The sequence below is a fragment of the Streptomyces sp. NPDC006624 genome, from assembly GCF_040611555.1.
Taxonomy (GTDB): Bacteria; Actinomycetota; Actinomycetes; order Streptomycetales; family Streptomycetaceae; genus Streptomyces.
In genome coordinates this window covers 430838-445668 of record NZ_JBEXOM010000003.1, presented here as the reverse complement: position 1 = coordinate 445668, position 14831 = coordinate 430838, and the positions used below count along the sequence as shown (strand labels likewise).

At 73.8% G+C, this 14831-nt stretch carries 14 protein-coding genes, 1 pseudogene and 1 riboswitch; of the genes and pseudogenes, 10 read left to right on the top strand and 5 right to left on the bottom strand.

Features of this window, described 5'->3' with window-relative positions; all coding sequences use genetic code 11:
• The first annotated feature begins 31 nt into the window (after nt 1-31).
• Nucleotides 32-217, top strand: a riboswitch (cobalamin riboswitch).
• A 29-nt stretch (nt 218-246) separates the two neighbouring features.
• The 10 genes and pseudogenes from ABZY20_RS08375 (at nt 247) to ABZY20_RS08330 (ending at nt 8293) form a co-directional block, all read left to right on the top strand.
• A complete protein-coding gene (locus ABZY20_RS08375) occupies nt 247-948 on the top strand; it encodes an energy-coupling factor ABC transporter permease (RefSeq protein WP_356438374.1) in 702 nt (233 codons plus the stop codon).
• Nucleotides 945-1313 carry an energy-coupling factor ABC transporter substrate-binding protein gene (locus ABZY20_RS08370; protein ID WP_356438371.1) on the top strand — a complete coding sequence of 123 codons (369 nt, stop codon included), beginning with the start codon at nt 945-947 and terminating at the stop codon, nt 1311-1313. Before ABZY20_RS08375 ends, ABZY20_RS08370 begins: the two co-directional genes overlap by 4 nt.
• 6 nt (nt 1314-1319) lie before the next feature.
• Nucleotides 1320-2069: a cobalt ECF transporter T component CbiQ gene (gene cbiQ, locus ABZY20_RS08365; protein WP_356438368.1), complete on the top strand. Its 750-nt coding sequence runs from the start codon at nt 1320-1322 to the stop codon at nt 2067-2069.
• A complete protein-coding gene (locus ABZY20_RS08360) occupies nt 2066-2920 on the top strand; it encodes an ATP-binding cassette domain-containing protein (protein WP_356438365.1) in 855 nt (284 codons plus the stop codon). Before cbiQ ends, ABZY20_RS08360 begins: the two co-directional genes overlap by 4 nt.
• A gap of 288 nt (nt 2921-3208) precedes the next feature.
• On the top strand, nt 3209-4012 hold the full coding sequence (locus ABZY20_RS08355) for an alpha/beta hydrolase (RefSeq protein WP_356438685.1): 804 nt from the start codon (nt 3209-3211) through the stop codon (nt 4010-4012).
• Entirely contained in the window at nt 4012-5376 is a 1365-nt protein-coding gene (locus ABZY20_RS08350) for a SpoIIE family protein phosphatase (protein WP_356438362.1), read from the top strand. Before ABZY20_RS08355 ends, ABZY20_RS08350 begins: the two co-directional genes overlap by 1 nt.
• Nucleotides 5376-5705, top strand: a complete 330-nt coding sequence (locus tag ABZY20_RS08345; RefSeq protein WP_356438359.1) for an STAS domain-containing protein — start codon at nt 5376-5378, stop codon at nt 5703-5705. Before ABZY20_RS08350 ends, ABZY20_RS08345 begins: the two co-directional genes overlap by 1 nt.
• Before the next feature lie 220 nt (nt 5706-5925).
• Entirely contained in the window at nt 5926-7740 is a 1815-nt protein-coding gene (locus tag ABZY20_RS08340; RefSeq protein ID WP_356438356.1) for an ABC transporter ATP-binding protein, read from the top strand.
• A gap of 121 nt (nt 7741-7861) precedes the next feature.
• A pseudogene (locus ABZY20_RS08335) lies at nt 7862-7969 on the top strand (SRPBCC family protein); the annotation flags it as partial.
• 15 nt (nt 7970-7984) lie between these two features.
• Nucleotides 7985-8293, top strand: coding sequence for a hypothetical protein (locus ABZY20_RS08330; protein ID WP_356438353.1), 309 nt, complete (start codon nt 7985-7987; stop codon nt 8291-8293).
• Between the two features lie 40 nt (nt 8294-8333).
• Here ABZY20_RS08330 and ABZY20_RS08325 read toward each other — a convergent pair whose 3' ends face one another.
• The 5 genes from ABZY20_RS08325 to kdpA all read right to left on the bottom strand — a co-directional run bounded on the left by ABZY20_RS08325 (nt 8334) and on the right by kdpA (nt 14830).
• Nucleotides 8334-9488, bottom strand: coding sequence for an aromatic ring-hydroxylating dioxygenase subunit alpha (locus ABZY20_RS08325; protein WP_356438351.1), 1155 nt, complete (start codon nt 9486-9488; stop codon nt 8334-8336).
• A gap of 154 nt (nt 9489-9642) precedes the next feature.
• Nucleotides 9643-10335: a hypothetical protein gene (locus ABZY20_RS08320; protein ID WP_356438349.1), complete on the bottom strand. Its 693-nt coding sequence runs from the start codon at nt 10333-10335 to the stop codon at nt 9643-9645.
• Nucleotides 10336-10404: 69 nt separating this feature from the next.
• Nucleotides 10405-11055 (bottom strand): potassium-transporting ATPase subunit C, encoded by a 651-nt coding sequence (locus ABZY20_RS08315; RefSeq protein WP_356438346.1) that lies wholly within the window; start codon nt 11053-11055, stop codon nt 10405-10407.
• A 5-nt stretch (nt 11056-11060) separates the two neighbouring features.
• On the bottom strand, nt 11061-13169 hold the full coding sequence (kdpB, locus tag ABZY20_RS08310; RefSeq protein WP_356438343.1) for a potassium-transporting ATPase subunit KdpB: 2109 nt from the start codon (nt 13167-13169) through the stop codon (nt 11061-11063).
• Nucleotides 13166-14830 carry a potassium-transporting ATPase subunit KdpA gene (gene kdpA, locus ABZY20_RS08305; protein WP_356438340.1) on the bottom strand — a complete coding sequence of 555 codons (1665 nt, stop codon included), beginning with the start codon at nt 14828-14830 and terminating at the stop codon, nt 13166-13168. The genes kdpB and kdpA overlap by 4 nt, the downstream gene beginning before the upstream one ends.
• Nucleotide 14831 lies beyond the last annotated feature (1 nt).

Here is a 14831-nt window from a genome sequence, read left to right as displayed (position 1 = left end):
GGGGCGGCTTGTCATCGCCCTTACCCCGGCCTTATTGTCACCAGGCCTTGGTGAACGGGAAATCCGGTGTGATGCCGGTGCGGCCCTCGCCACTGTGAATCGGGAAGTCCGGCTCCAGCCCTCACGGGCAGCCACTGGGTCCTCGTGACCCGGGAAGGCGGAGTTCGGGCGGTGGTACCCGTCAGCCAGGAGACCGGCCAAGGCGCGTCAACCATCCACGAGGTGCTGGAGAGGGTCTGCTGAGCCATGCACATTGCCGAGGGTTTCCTGCCTCCGGCGCACGCGGTCGCCTGGGGCGCCGCGTCGGCGCCGTTCGTCGTCCACGGGGTCCGGTCACTCACCCGTGAAGTCCGCGAGCACCCCGAGAGCACTCTGCTCCTCGGTGCCTCCGGCGCCTTCACGTTCGTCCTGTCCGCGCTGAAACTGCCGTCCGTGACCGGCAGTTGCTCCCACCCCACCGGAACCGGCCTGGGGGCGATCCTGTTCCGGCCGCCCGTCATGGCGGTGCTCGGCACCATCACGCTGCTCTTCCAGGCGCTGCTGCTCGCGCACGGCGGGCTCACCACGCTCGGCGCCAACGTCTTCTCCATGGCGATCGTCGGGCCCTGGGCCGGGTACGCGGTCTACAAGCTGCTCCGGCGCTACGACGTGCCGTTGATGGCGGCCGTGTTCTGCGGGGCGTTCGTCGCCGACCTGTCCACCTACTGCGTCACCAGCGTGCAGCTGGCGCTCGCCTTCCCCGACCCGGGCAGCGGGTTCTGGGGCGCGCTCGGGAAGTTCGGGTCCATCTTCGCCGTCACCCAGATCCCGCTCGCGGTGAGCGAGGGTCTGCTGACGGTGCTCGTGATGCGGCTGCTGGTGCAGTCCAGCAAGGGCGAACTGACCCGGCTGGGCGTCCTCGTCGCCGGCAAGCGGTCCCGTACGGAGACCGAGGCGGTGGCCCGATGAAGCGGAACACGAAGATCAACCTGGTGCTGCTGTTCGTCGTGGCCGCGCTCGCCGTGCTGCCGCTGGCGCTCGGACTCGGCGACCACAAGAAGGAACCGTTCACGGGCGCCGACGGCGAGGCCGAGGCGGCGATCACCGAGATCGAGCCGGACTACGAGCCGTGGTTCTCACCGCTGTACGAGCCGCCGTCCGGGGAGATCGAGTCGGCGCTGTTCTCCCTGCAGGCGGCCCTCGGCACCGGTTTCCTCGCCTACTACTTCGGGCTGCACCGGGGACGGCGGCAGGGCGAGCAGCGGGCGCTGGAGCGGCACACCGGGAGCGTGCCCGCGGACGCCGGCGGTCCGTCCGCCGCCGGGCAGGACTGAGCGCGCGTGCTGCCGATCGACGCGGCGGCGCACAGCAGCCGCTGGCGCCGCCGCCACCCCGTGGACAAGGCCGTGCTCGGACTCGGCCTCACCCTGCTGGCGATCTCGCTGCCGCCCTGGCCGGGCGCGGCCCTGGTGCTCCTGACGGCGCTGGTCCTGCTGCTGGGGCCGGCCGGGGTGCCCGGGCGGCGGCTGTGGCGTGCCTACCGGGTGCCGCTGGGCTTCTGCGTGACCGGTGCGGTCACGCTGCTCGTCCAGGTCGGCGGGCCGGGGGGTTTCGTCTCCCTCGCCCCCGACGGGCCGGTCCGGGCCGGGGAGTTGCTGCTGCGCACCTCGGCGGCGTCCCTCGGCGTGCTGCTGTTCGCCTTCACCACGCCCATGTCCGACCTGCTGCCGCGTCTGGTGCGGGCCGGAGTACCCGCGCCGGTCGTCGACGTGGCGCTCGTGACGTACCGGATGAGCTTCCTGCTGCTGGACTCCGTGCGGCGTATCCGGGAAGCGCAGGCCGCCCGGCTCGGTCACACCGGCCGGGCCGCGGAGTGGCGTTCCCTGGCCGGGCTCGGCGCCACCGCGTTCGTCCGGGCCTTCGACCGGGCGGCGCGCCTGCAGTCGGGGCTCGCCGGGCGCGGCTACGACGGCACCCTGCGGGTCCTGGTGCCCGAGGCCCGGGTCTCCGCCCGCTTCACCGCCGCCAGCGGGGCGCTGCTCGCCGCGCTGGCCGCCCTCACCCTCGTCCTGGAAAGGCCGCCGGCATGAGCGAGCCCGCCCTCGTCGCCCTGCGGGGCGCCTCCTTCGCCTACGAGGACGGCCCGGCCGTGCTCAGCGGCCTCGACTTCGACGTCCGCGAGGGGCGCGCGCTCGCGCTGCTCGGCCGCAACGGCAGCGGCAAGACCACGCTGATGCGGCTGCTCAGCGGCGGGCTGAAACCGCACCAGGGCCGGCTGACGGTCGCCGGGCAGCCGGTGACGTACGACCGCAAGGGCCTGACGCGGCTGCGCACGACCGTCCAGCTGGTGGTGCAGGACCCCGACGACCAGCTGTTCGCGGCGTCCGTCGAGCAGGACGTGTCGTTCGGGCCGCTCAACCTCGGTCTGGACGACGCGCAGGTCAGGGCCCGGGTGGCCGAGGCGCTCGCCGCCCTCGACATCACCGCCCTGGCCGGCCGGCCCACCCACCTGCTCTCCTACGGCCAGCGCAAACGCACCGCCATCGCGGGCGCCGTCGCCATGCGGCCGCGCGTACTCATCCTCGACGAACCGACCGCCGGACTCGACCCCGACGGCCAGGAACGGCTGCTCACCACGCTCGACGGGCTGCGCGCGGGCGGCACCACCGTGGTCATGGCCACCCACGACGTCGACCTGGCCCTGGGCTGGGCGGACGACGCGGCGCTGCTCACCCCGTCCGGCGTCCGCACCGGCCCCGCGTCCACGGTCCTGGCCCGCACCGACCTGCTCCACGAGGCCGGACTGCGACTGCCGTGGGGCGCGGCGGCGGCGGAACTCCTGCGCGTGCAGGGGCTGTTGCCGGTTGAGGAGCCGGGACCGCGCACGCCGGAGGAGCTGCTGGCCGTGGCGGCGGACCGGCTCGGCACACCGGGAAGCTGACGCCGCTCGCACGCCCCCCGGCCGCGCCGGCGCCGGGGGTCGTGTGACCCGGACCGGTGGTAGCACCTCGACGATCCCCGGCGCCCGCCGACCGGGCGCCCGTCGTCGCCGGGCCCGCGCCCGGGTGGCACGCCCCGGCCCGCCTCGGCGGGCCGGGCCCGCGCCTTCCCGTGTACCTGGGCTGAGCGCGGCCGCGCGGAGGACGGCGGTGCCCGGAGGCCGGGCGGCGGGACCGTGCGGTGCCGCCCGCCGTCGTGGGGTGCCCGGCGAGGTGGGAGCATGGTCGGTATGGACATCCGCCGCAGGAACAACGTGCAGCTCGCCGGCCCCGACGGCGCGCCGGTGCTGGTCCTGGCGCACGGGTTCGGCTGCGACCAGAACATGTGGCGGCTGGTGGTGCCCGCCCTGGCGGAGCGGTACCGCGTGGTGCTCTTCGACTACGTCGGCTGCGGCGGCTCGGACCTGTCCGCCTGGACCGAGGAGCGCTACTCCTCGCTGCAGGGCTTCGCCGATGACGTCGTCGACGTCTGCGAGGAGCTGGACCTGCGCTCAGCGGTGTTCGTGGGTCACTCGGTCAGCGCCATGGTCGGGGTGCTGGCGGCGCGGGCCGCGCCGGAGCGGATCGGGGCGCTCGTGATGGTGGCGCCCTCGCCCCGCTACATCGACGACGAGGGCTACCGCGGCGGCTTCAGCACGGAGGACATCGACGAGCTGCTGTCCTCGCTGGAGGCGAACTACCTGGGCTGGTCGTCCGTCATGGCGCCGGTGATCATGGGCAACCCGGAGCGCCCGGAGCTGGGCCGGGAGCTGACGAACAGCTTCTGCGCGACCGACCCCGACATCGCCCGGGTCTTCGCCCGTACGACCTTCCTGTCCGACAGCCGCGAGGAGCTCAAGGGCGTGACCGTGCCCACGCTGGTGCTGGAGTGCGAGCAGGACGCCATCGCGCCCCGCGAGGTCGGTGCCTACGTGCACGCGGCGATCCCGTCCTCCCGCCTGGTGACGCTCGCCGCCACCGGGCACTGCCCGCAGCTGAGCGCGCCGCAGGCCACGAGCGCGGCGATCCTCGGGTTCCTCGGGACCCTGACGTGATGTGCCGGCCGGGCGGCGTGCCCGAACCCGCCGGTACAGGGGACGAGGCGAGCATGGACGCGGCCTTCACGGCACTGCTCGAGGACGGCGCGGACGAGCTGTACGAGTCGGCGCCGTGCGGCTACCTGTCCACGCTGATGGACGGCACCGTCGCCAAGATCAACAACACCCTGCTGGACTGGCTCGGCCTGGACCGCGCGGCCGTGGTGGGCCGCAAGCACTTCACGGATCTGCTGACCGTGGGCGGGAGGCTGTATCACGAGACGCACTTCGCCCCGCTGCTGCGCATGCAGGGCGAGCTGCGCGGCATCGCCCTGGAGATGCGGTGCGAGGACGGCGCCCGGCTGCCGGTGCTGGTCTCCGCCGTGGTCAAGTACGGCACCGAGGGCGAGCCCCTGCTGATCCGCACCACCGTCTTCGACGCCTCCGACCGCCGCGCCTACGAGGAGGAGCTGCTGCGCCGCCGCCAGGAGGCCGAGCGGGCCCGGGCGGAGGCGGAACAGCTGCGGGCCGCGGCGGACGAGGCCCGGCGGCAGGCCGAGGCGGACCGGTCGAGGCTGGCCGCCGCGCTCACCGTCCTGCAGCGCTCCCTGGTGCCGGACTCACTGCCCGCGGTGCCGGGGCTGGAGACGGCCGTGCACTACCACACGGCCGCGCCGGACCTGCTCGGCGGCGACTTCTACGACCTGTTCCCCGCCGCCGGGAACCGCTGGGCGTTCTTCCTCGGTGACGTGTGCGGCAAGGGCCCCCAGGCCGCGGCCCTCACCTCGCTGACCCGCTACACCCTGCGGGCGGCGGCGCACCACGACCCGGATCCGGCCTCGGCCCTGGCCACGCTGAACGCCGTGCTGCACGAGCGGTACACGGCCGGCGGCGACCCCCGCTACTGCACGTGTGTCTTCGGGATCGTCGAGCCGGGCGGTGAGCACGGGCCGACGGTGGTGAGGCTGGCCTCCGGCGGTCATCCGCCGGCGCTCGTGCTGCGGGCCGGCGGACGGGCCGAGTACCTGCCCACGCCGGGCGGCATGCTCGTCGGTGTGGTGCCGGGCGCGCCGATGGGCACCGCCGAGACGGTCCTGGCCCCCGGCGACACGATGGTGCTGTACACCGACGGACTCACCGAGGCGCGTGCCGGAGCCGGGCGTGACGACCTGCTCGGCGAGGACGCCCTGCTCGCCTTCGCCGCGGGCCGCGCACCCGCCTCCCCCGGCGAGGTGATCGGCGCGCTCACCGGACTGCTGGAGAGCTTCGGCGACGGGCTGAACGACGACACCGCCCTGCTGGCCCTGGGTGTCCCCGCGGCCCCGTCCCGGCCCCGTGCCGGCTCCCGTTCACGTTCACGTTCCGCGACGAGCCGCTCCTGATGAACCCGCTGACCGTCGACCACCACGACACCGCGAGCGGCCCCGTCCTGCGCGTGGCCGGGGACCTGGACTTCGACCGGGCGCCCGAGCTGCGCCGGCGGATCGACGACCTCCCGCTGAGCGCCGGGCAGTGCCTGGTCCTCGACCTGTCCGGGCTGGGGTTCTGCGACTCCTCCGGCATCACCGCCCTGCTCGCCGCCCGCCAGCGCGCCCTGGCCGCGGAGGCCGAGGTCGTGCTGGCCGCCGTACCGGCGAGCCTGCTGCGCGTCCTCAGCCTCGTCGGGCTCGACCGGGTCTTCACCCTGCGCCCGGACAGCCCGTCGTCCTGAGCGGGGAGGTCCGCGGCGGCCCGGCCGCACCCCCGAGTCCGCCCGCCGCGCCCCTTGGCGCTCCCCGCACACCACCGCCCGGCCGGAAAACGCTTGGACTGCGCGGGCGCCGTCGCGGGACACTTCCGGACTCGACCCGTCAATCCACACATTTGTTGCGGCGATGGCCCCTGCCCGCACACGCGCGTGGCGGGCGGCCGCACAACGACACAGGGGTGGGATGGAAACGTCTGGAACACGCAGGGTTCAGCCGGGCAAGCGCTCGGTACTGCTCGCATTACGCCACTACACGAGGGAGTTGTCCCGGCTGCGCCGGTGGACCGCTCCCGCGATGCTGCTCTCGGCGCTGGGCAACATCGGCATCCACTACGTCGCGCCGCTGATCGTGGCCAAGCTCGTCGGCGACCTCGCCGGCGGCGGGGACGTCACGGTCGCCTCGACCGTGCCGTACGTGCTCGGCTTCACCGGTGTGCTGCTGCTCGCCGAGGTGCTGTGGCGCGTCGCCCTGCACTGCCTCAACCGGCTCGACGCCCTCGGCATCGAGCACCTGTACGTGATCGGGATGGACGAGCTGTTCGCCAAGGACGCCGCGTTCTTCCACGACAACTTCGCCGGGTCGCTGACCAAGCGCGTCCTCAGCTTCGCGTCCCGGTTCGAGCCGTTCGTCGACACGCTGACGTTCCAGATCGTGGGCAGCTTCGTGCCGCTGACGTTCGGCGCGGTGGTGCTGTGGCGCTACGAACCGCTGCTCGTCGTCGGGCTGCTGGCGATGATCGCGCTGACGGCGGTGCTGGTCGTGCCGTTGATCCGCAGGCGGCAGCGGCTCGTCGACGAGCGTGAGGAGGCGATCGCCCGGGTCTCGGGCCATGTCGCCGACAGCCTGATGAACATGGACACGGTCCGGGCGTTCGCCGCGGAGGAGCGCGAGGCCGCCGAGCACCGCTCCCGGGTCGCGATGTCGCGCCGGCTGACGATCCGCTCGTGGGACTACGGCAATCTGCGGATCGACACGCTGGTCGCGCCGATGTCCGTGCTCACCAACGCGCTGGGCCTGCTGCTCGCGGTCGCCCTCGCCGGGGGCGCGCACGGCGTGGAGGCGATCGTGGTCGCCTTCGCCTACTACAACAACGCGACCCGGATCATGTTCGACTTCAACCAGATCTACCGCCGGCTCGAGAGCTCGATGACGGAGGCCGCGCAGTTCACCGAGCTGCTGCTGACCCCGCCGACGGTGCTCGACCCGCCGGAGCCGGAGCCGCTGCGGCCGCGAGGCGCCGACGTCCGCTTCGAGAAGGTGACCTTCGCCCACCGCGGCGGCCGACCGCTGTTCGACGGACTCGACCTGCACGTGCCGAGCGGGGCGAAGGTCGGGCTGGTCGGCCGGTCCGGCGGCGGCAAGACGTCCCTGACGCGGCTGCTGCTGCGGATGACGGACATCGACGGCGGCCGCATCCTGGTCGGCGGCCAGGACATCAGCCGGCTGCGCCAGGCGGACCTGCGCGGGCAGATCGCCTACGTGCCGCAGGATCCGGCGATGTTCCACCGCACCCTGCGCGAGAACATCGCCTTCGCCCGGCCGGACGCCACCGACGCCGAGATCCGCGAGGCGGCCGCGGCGGCGCACGTCACGGAGTTCGCCGACGCGCTGCCGGACGGCTTCGACACCATGGTCGGCGAGCGGGGCATCAAGCTGTCGGGCGGGCAGCGCCAGCGGGTCGCCCTCGCCCGGGCGATCCTGCGCGACGCGCCGATCCTGCTGCTCGACGAGGCGACCAGCGCCCTGGACTCCGAGAGCGAGGTCCTCGTCCAGCAGGCGCTGTGGCGGCTGATGGAGGGGCGGACGGCGCTGGTGGTGGCGCACCGGCTGAGCACGGTCGCGACCATGGACCAGCTCGTCGTGCTGGACCGGGGCCGGATCGTCGAGCAGGGCACCCACCAGGAGCTGCTCGGGATCGACGGCGCCTACGCGAAGCTGTGGCAGCACCAGTCGGGCGGGTTCCTCGACGACACCGCGGGCCGGGCCGGGGTGGTGTAGCCCGGGCGGGGCCGCCTCCCCGCCCGGGGCGGCGGCCCCAGCCGGCGGGCTCCCGTGGTCGGGGTGCGGCGGGCCGGGAACGCGGTGCGCTGTACGTCCCCGAACAGGAGGCAGGTGCCGCGACGCCGGTCACGACCCGGGCGCGCTGCGCGTGGGCGAGGCCCTGGACACGAGCCTGCGGCGCCTGGAGGACCGGGTGCGGCTGCGCGTCGAGCAGGCCGGCGGCTGACCGGCGGGGCGCGTCATGGCACGGGTGAAGCAGTACGCCGTCGCGGCGTCCGGGCAGTGGACCGACGAGGAGGAGGGCCGGCGCCGCCTGCCCTCCGGTGAGGTGCACGCCTGGGAGCCGGACCGCAACGAGACCGTCTGCGGGCTGTCCCTGAGCCGGTCGCGCCTGGCCCGTTTCCCCCACATTGGATGGCCGGACACCTTCCCGGAGTCCGGCGGCGCCGCCGACCGGGTACGGCGCCTGCGCCCGCGCTGCGCCTCGGCCGCCGGCCGGCGCGGACCCGACGCACGCCCGCGGTGGCAGCGCACCAACCCCCGGCCCTGACCTCCCGGGAGCACAAGGGCGCGCGGGCGCGGCGGCCGCGTCACCCGGCGGGCGGCTCCGGCGGGTCGCCGCACCCCAGGGCGGAGCCGCACGCCGCCTTCGCGGCCACGGGCTCGATGGGGACGCCGTTGTCGCGCAGCACCTCGCGGACGTCCAGGATCAGGGGGAACACCTCGTGGTTGCGGTCCTCCCCCTGCTCGTCCCAGGCCCGCTGCTCGGCCTCGACGGCCATCCGGTCCTCGGCGAACACGCGCTCGGTGAAGCGCCTGATCAGCGGCCAGGCCAGCGACAGGACGCCGGGGATCCGCGGTTTCTCGATCATGAGCAGGCCGTAGGCGCGGCAGCGGCGCTGCCCGGCGTCCTCGGGCACGTAGGCGGCCCACAGGCGGAAGGACGGGCGCTCGGCGTTCTCCGGGACCAGGTCGAGCGTCTGGTACGGGTACTCGGTGCGGATCGTCATGACGTCGCTGGTGTCCCTGCCGCCGAGCCCTTCGGACGCCAGCAGGCCCGCGCCGCGGTTCCGTTTCCCTCCGGCGTGGGTGAACAGGTACCTGGCCTCCACGGACCGTGCGTCGGCGCGGTGGTCCAGCAGTTCCGGGTGCAGCTTGCCGACGACGCCGCGGTGCAGGAACTGGTGGTTCATGTCGAGCAGGTTCTCGTGCATGAAGGAGTAGTGGCAGCGCACGGTCCGCTCGTAGGTCATGGTCCGGTAGCGCGGTGAGCCGTGGGCCGGCAGGTGCGGCAGCGGGGTGGCGGCCGCCTTGCCGGGGTCGCCCGGGAACACGAACACCAGGCCGTACGCCTCGCGGACGGGGTAGCCGCGCACGCCGCGCGGCGGCCTGCCGTCGCCCTTGGACAGGTACGGGATCTGCGAGATGCGGCCGTCGCCGCGGTAGGCCCAGGCGTGGTAGCAGCAGCGGAGCGTGTCGCCTTCCACCACGCCCATGCTGAGCGGCACCTGGCGGTGGGCGCACCGGTCCTCCAGTGCGTGGACGGCTCCGCTGTCGCCGCGGTACACGGCGATGCGCTCGCCCGCGAAGGCGGTCGCGATCACCCGCCCTGCGGGTACGCGCCGCGACAGCGCGACGGGGTACCAGTAGTCCGGGTTCGCGCCGACGCGCCGCAGGTCCGTCACGCCGCCACCGGGCCCGGGCCGTTCGCCCGGGGCCTTCGCAGAGACGTCGGTCTCGGTCATACCGCTCCCTCGCACGTCCACGGCAGGGACGGCCGCCCGTCCCACCGGCATCACCGACCCGCCGATGCGGGCGTCCCGGCATCCCCATCCTGACCGGGGCGCCGCGCCCCGCCCTGCCCAGCGCGTACGGACGGGTGAGGGCCCGCTGCGGGGGTCAGTGGCCGGTGGGCGGCGCGAAGCAGCCGGTCTCCAGGTACGGGCCGTGGACCTCCACCCGGAAGTTCGCCGGCTGCAGGACGGCCGTGACGCAGGCGTCGTCGTGGACGCGCAGCCCGGCCATCGCCCCCTCGGGCGTGACGTACGCGCCGTTCTCGTAGTCCGAGGGCAGCGTCGTGACGGTGAGGGTGCCGCCGAGCCGTGTGCCGTCGGCGGCGACGCGCTCCTCCTCGTATCCCAGCCGGAGCAGGGCCGTGCGCACGGTCCCGGGGTCCCATGTCCGCCGCTCCCACAGCCGCCGCAGCACCGGGCGGACGCGGTCCGCCTCCCGCGCGGCGTCCTCGGCGTGGGCGGCGGACATCGCGCGGGGCCGGCGGTGGGCGTTGTTCTCGTCGTGGTGCGGGGCTCCGTCCCCGGCTCCGGGCTCCACGTACGGCGAGGGGCCCGCCGCGGAGCGAGAGGACGAGGGCGAGGGCGAGGTGCCGGAGGCGCTGGGGACGGCGCTCCCGCCCGCCCTGTCCGGCGTGCCGGGGACGGCGCTCTCGCCCGTCCCGTCCGAGGTACCGGGGGTGGCGCTCCCGCCCGTCCCGCCCGAGGCGTGCAGGTCACCGCACGCGGTGAGGGTGAGAGCCGCGAGCAGGGTCAGGGCCGCTGCGGTCGCGGCGCGCCGGGCGGGTCCGGAGGTGGGCATGGGCCAAGTCTGCTTCCAGGCAAGGCCGTTGGGATCGGTAGGCGTACGGGCGTGACTGAGTACGCGTACTCATGACGCGGGGCCGGCGGGTCCCTCGTCGGCGAGTTCGTCGAGCGCCACGTTGAGCTGGAGGACGTTCACCCGCGGCTCGCCCATGAAGCCCAGGGTGCGCCCGCGGGTGTGGTCCCTCACCAGCCGCTCGACCCGGGCGACCGGGAGGCCGTTGCGCTGCGCGACCCGGTGGACCTGGAGCCGGGCGTAGGCCGGGGAGATGTCGGGGTCGAGTCCGGACCCGGAGGAGGTGACGGCGTCGGCGGGCACCTGGGAGGGCTTGACGGTGTGACCGGGTACGGAGTTGTCCCGGATCACCCGGGCCCTGGCCTCCTCGACCTGCCGGACCAGGACCTCGTTGTCGGCGGCCAGGTTGGTGGCGCCGGAGACGACGAGGTCGTAGCGGGTGTTGAGGGTGTTCCGGCCCAGGCCGTGCGCGGGGCGGGGCTGGAAGTGGTCGAGGTCGTAGCCCTGTTGCCCGATGAGGGACGAGCCGGCGACCCTGCCGTCCGCCCTGATCTCGGAGCCGTTCGCCTGGTGGTGGAACAGTCCCTGCGCGACGCCGGTGACGGCCAGCGGGTAGAGGACGCCGGTCACCAGGGTCAGGGCGAGGAGGGCGCGCAGGCCCGCTCCGAGCAACCGGGCGGTGTTTTTGAGGGAGTTGGTCATGGCGGTCAGCCGATCCCGGGGACGAGGGAGAGGAGCAGGTCGATGAGCTTGATGCCGGCGAAGGGGGCGATCAGCCCGCCGACGCCGTAGACGGCGAGGTTGCGGCGGAGCATCCGGTCGGCGCCGGCCGGCCGGTAGCGCACGCCCCTCAGGGCGAGCGGCACCAGTGCGACGATGACCAGCGCGTTGAAGACGACGGCCGACAGGATCGCCGAGTCGGGCGAGGACAGCCGCATGATGTCGAGCGCGGCGAGGCCCGGATGGACCGGGGCGAACAGCGCCGGGATGATCGCGAAGTACTTGGCGACGTCGTTGGCGAGCGAGAACGTGGTCAACGCGCCCCGGGTGATGAGGAGTTGCTTGCCGATCTCGACGATCTCGATGAGCTTGGTCGGGTCGGAGTCGAGGTCGACCATGTTGCCGGCCTCCTTGGCGGCCGACGTGCCGGTGTTCATCGCCACGCCGACGTCCGCCTGGGCGAGGGCCGGGGCGTCGTTGGTGCCGTCGCCGGTCATCGCGACGAGCCTGCCGCCCGCCTGCTCCCGTTTGATGAGGGCCAGCTTGTCCTCGGGGGTGGCCTCGGCGAGGAAGTCGTCGACCCCGGCCTCCTCCGCGATGGCCCGGGCGGTGAGCGGGTTGTCGCCCGTGATCATGACGGTCCTGATGCCCATGCGGCGCAACTCCGCGAACCGCTCCCGCATGCCGTGCTTGACGACGTCCTTGAGGTGGACGACGCCGAGCACCCGGGCTCCGCGGGCGTCGTCGACCGCGACCAGCAGCGGGGTGCCGCCCGACGCGGCGACGCGGTCGGCGATGGCTGTCGCGTCCTCGGCGGCCGTGCCGCCCCGCTCGCGCACCCAGGCGCCGACCGCGCCGGCCGCGCCCTTGCGGATCCTGCGTCCGCCGAGGTCGACCCCGGACATCCGGCTCTGCGCGGTGAAGGCGATCCACACGGCGCCGGCGAGGTCGCGTTCGCGCAGGCCGTACCCCTCCTTGGCGAGCACGACCACGGAACGGCCCTCGGGCGTCTCGTCGGCCAGGGACGACAGCTGCGCCGCGTCGGCGAGTTCGGCCTCGGTGACGCCGCGCACCGGCAGGAAGGCGGCGGCCTGCCGGTTGCCGAGGGTGATGGTGCCGGTCTTGTCCAGCAGCAGGGTCGACACGTCCCCGGCCGCCTCGACCGCCCGGCCGGACAGGGCGAGCACGTTGCGCTGCACCAGCCGGTCCATGCCCGCGATGCCGATCGCCGACAGCAACGCTCCGATCGTCGTGGGGATGAGGCACACCAGCAGGGCGACCAGGACGACCGTCGACAGGCGCGTCCCGGCGTGGTCCGCGAAGGGCGGCAGGGTGGCGCAGGCGAGCAGGAAGACGATCGTGAGCGAGGCGAGCAGGATGTTCAGCGCGATCTCGTTGGGCGTCTTCTGCCGGGCGGCGCCCTCGACGAGGCCGATCATCCGGTCGATGAAGGTCTCGCCCGGCCTGGTGGTGATCCGGACGACGATCCGGTCGGACAGGACCTTCGTGCCGCCGGTGACGGCGCAGCGGTCGCCGCCGGACTCGCGGATGACCGGGGCGGACTCGCCGGTGACGGCGGACTCGTCGACCGAGGCGACGCCCTCGACGACGTCGCCGTCGCCGGGGACGACGTCACCGGCCTCGCAGACCACCAGGTCGCCGACCGTCAGCTCGGTGCCGGGGACGAGCGTGCCGTCCGTCCTGCGGGCCATGGTGTCGCTCTTGGCCCGGCGCAGGGTGGCGGCCTGCGCCTTGCCGCGGCCCTCGGCGACCGCCTCCGCCAGATTGGCGAAGACGACGGTCAGCCACAGCCAGGCGCTGATGGTCCAGCCGAACCGGTCGCCCGGGTCCCGCAGGGCGGACAGGGTGGTTAGGACGGACCCGGCCCACACCACGAACATCACCGGCGACTTGGCCATCGCCCGCGGGTCGAGCTTGCGGACGGCGTCCGGCAGCGCCCTGACCAGCTGCCCGGGGTCGAACAGGCCCGCGCCCGCGCGGCCCTGGGGGGTCCGGTGCCCCGTCGGTGTGTGCCGGGGCGGGACCAGGGTGGGTGTGGACATCGCGTCCTCGTGGGGTTCGGTACGGGTGGTCATGACGCCAGCCCTTCGGCGAGGGGGCCCAGCGCGAGGGCGGGGAAGTACGTCAGACCGGTGACGATCAGGACGGTGCCGGCCAGCAGTCCGGAGAACAGGGGCTTCTCGGTGCGCAGGGTGCCCGCGGTGACCGGGACCGGCCGCTGCGCGGCGAGCGAACCGGCCAGCGCCAGGACGAAGACCATGGGCAGGAAACGGCCGAGCAGCATCGCCAGGCCGGTCGTGGTGTTGAACCAGTCGGTGTTCGCGTCGAGCCCGGCGAAGGCGGAGCCGTTGTTGTTCGCGGCGGAGGTGAAGGCGTACAGCACCTCGGAGAAGCCGTGCGGGCCCGGGTTGAGGACGGAGTGGGGCGGGGTGGGCAGCGCCAGGGAGGCCGCCGTGCCGACCAGCACCAGGGCCGGGGTGACGAGGAGGTGGCAGGCGGCGAGCTTCATCTCCCGGGCGCCGATCTTCTTGCCCAGGTACTCGGGGGTCCGGCCGACCATCAGCCCGGCGACGAACACCGCGATGACCGCCAGGACCAGCATGCCGTACAGGCCGGAGCCGGTGCCGCCGGGTGCGATCTCGCCCAGCATCATCGACAGCAGGGTGATGCCGCCGCCGAGACCGGTGAACGAGGAGTGGAAGGAGTCCACCGCGCCGGTCGAGGTCAGCGTCGTCGACACCGCGAAGATCGAGGACGCGCCGACGCCGAAGCGGACCTCCTTGCCCTCCATGGCCCCGCCCGCGGCCTGGAGCGCCGGGCCGTGGTGGGCGAACTCGGTCCACATCATCAGGGCCACGAACCCGAGCCAGATCGTGCACATCGCGCCCAGGACGGCGTAGCCCTGCCGGACGTTGCCGACCAGGAGGCCGAACGTGCGGGGCAGCGAGAACGGGATCAGCAGGATCAGGAAGATCTCGAAGAGGTTGGTGAAGGGCGTCGGGTTCTCGAAGGGGTGGGCGGAGTTGGCGTTGAAGTAGCCGCCGCCGTTGGTGCCCAGCACCTTGATGGCCTCCTGGGAGGCCACGGCGCCGCCGTTCCACTGCTGTGCCCCGCCGGCGAACCGGCCGGCCTCGTGGATGCCGGAGAAGTTCTGGATCACACCGCACGCCACCAGCACGAGGGCGGCGACCGCCGCGGCCGGCACCAGGATCCGCACGGTGCCGCGCACCAGGTCGGACCAGAAGTTGCCGAGCTCACCGGTGCGGGACCCGGCGAAGCCCCGGACGAGGGCCACGGCGACGGCCATGCCGACGGCCGCGGAGAGGAAGTTCTGCACGGCGAGGCCGGCGGTCTGCACCAGGTGCCCCATGGTCTGCTCGCCCGCGTACGACTGCCAGTTGGTGTTGGTCACGAACGACACGGCCGTGTTGAACGACTGCGCCGGGCCGACCGCACGGAAGCCGAGCGAGCCGGGCAGCACGCCCTGCAGACGCTGCAGGAGGTAGAGGAAGAGGACGCCGGCCAGCGAGAAGGCGAGGACGCCGCGCAGATACGCGGGCCAGGTCATCCGGGTGCCGGGGTCGGCGCCGATGCCCCGGTAGATCCACTTCTCCACCCGCAGGTGCCGCTCCGAGGAGTAGACCCGGGCCATGTAGGTGCCGGCGGGGACGTGGGCGAGCGCCAGCGCCGCGACGAGCGCGAGCAGCTGGAGTGCGCCGGCGAGGACGGGGCCCATC

Excerpts from the sequence above, each read along its gene's own strand:
- ABZY20_RS08375 (WP_356438374.1), top strand. The coding sequence starts at position 247 with ATGCACATTGCCGAGGGTTTCCTGCCTCCGGCGCACGCGGTCGCCTGG.
- ABZY20_RS08370 (WP_356438371.1), top strand. The coding sequence starts at position 945 with ATGAAGCGGAACACGAAGATCAACCTGGTGCTGCTGTTCGTCGTGGCC.
- ABZY20_RS08360 (WP_356438365.1), top strand. The coding sequence starts at position 2,066 with ATGAGCGAGCCCGCCCTCGTCGCCCTGCGGGGCGCCTCCTTCGCCTAC.
- ABZY20_RS08355 (WP_356438685.1), top strand. The coding sequence starts at position 3,209 with ATGGACATCCGCCGCAGGAACAACGTGCAGCTCGCCGGCCCCGACGGC.
- ABZY20_RS08350 (WP_356438362.1), top strand. The coding sequence starts at position 4,012 with ATGTGCCGGCCGGGCGGCGTGCCCGAACCCGCCGGTACAGGGGACGAG.
- ABZY20_RS08345 (WP_356438359.1), top strand. The coding sequence starts at position 5,376 with ATGAACCCGCTGACCGTCGACCACCACGACACCGCGAGCGGCCCCGTC.
- ABZY20_RS08340 (WP_356438356.1), top strand. The coding sequence starts at position 5,926 with ATGGAAACGTCTGGAACACGCAGGGTTCAGCCGGGCAAGCGCTCGGTA.
- ABZY20_RS08330 (WP_356438353.1), top strand. The coding sequence starts at position 7,985 with ATGGCACGGGTGAAGCAGTACGCCGTCGCGGCGTCCGGGCAGTGGACC.
- ABZY20_RS08325 (WP_356438351.1), bottom strand. The coding sequence starts at position 9,488 with ATGACCGAGACCGACGTCTCTGCGAAGGCCCCGGGCGAACGGCCCGGG.
- ABZY20_RS08320 (WP_356438349.1), bottom strand. The coding sequence starts at position 10,335 with ATGCCCACCTCCGGACCCGCCCGGCGCGCCGCGACCGCAGCGGCCCTG.
- ABZY20_RS08315 (WP_356438346.1), bottom strand. The coding sequence starts at position 11,055 with ATGACCAACTCCCTCAAAAACACCGCCCGGTTGCTCGGAGCGGGCCTG.
- kdpB (WP_356438343.1), bottom strand. The coding sequence starts at position 13,169 with ATGACCACCCGTACCGAACCCCACGAGGACGCGATGTCCACACCCACC.
- kdpA (WP_356438340.1), bottom strand. The coding sequence starts at position 14,830 with ATGGGCCCCGTCCTCGCCGGCGCACTCCAGCTGCTCGCGCTCGTCGCG.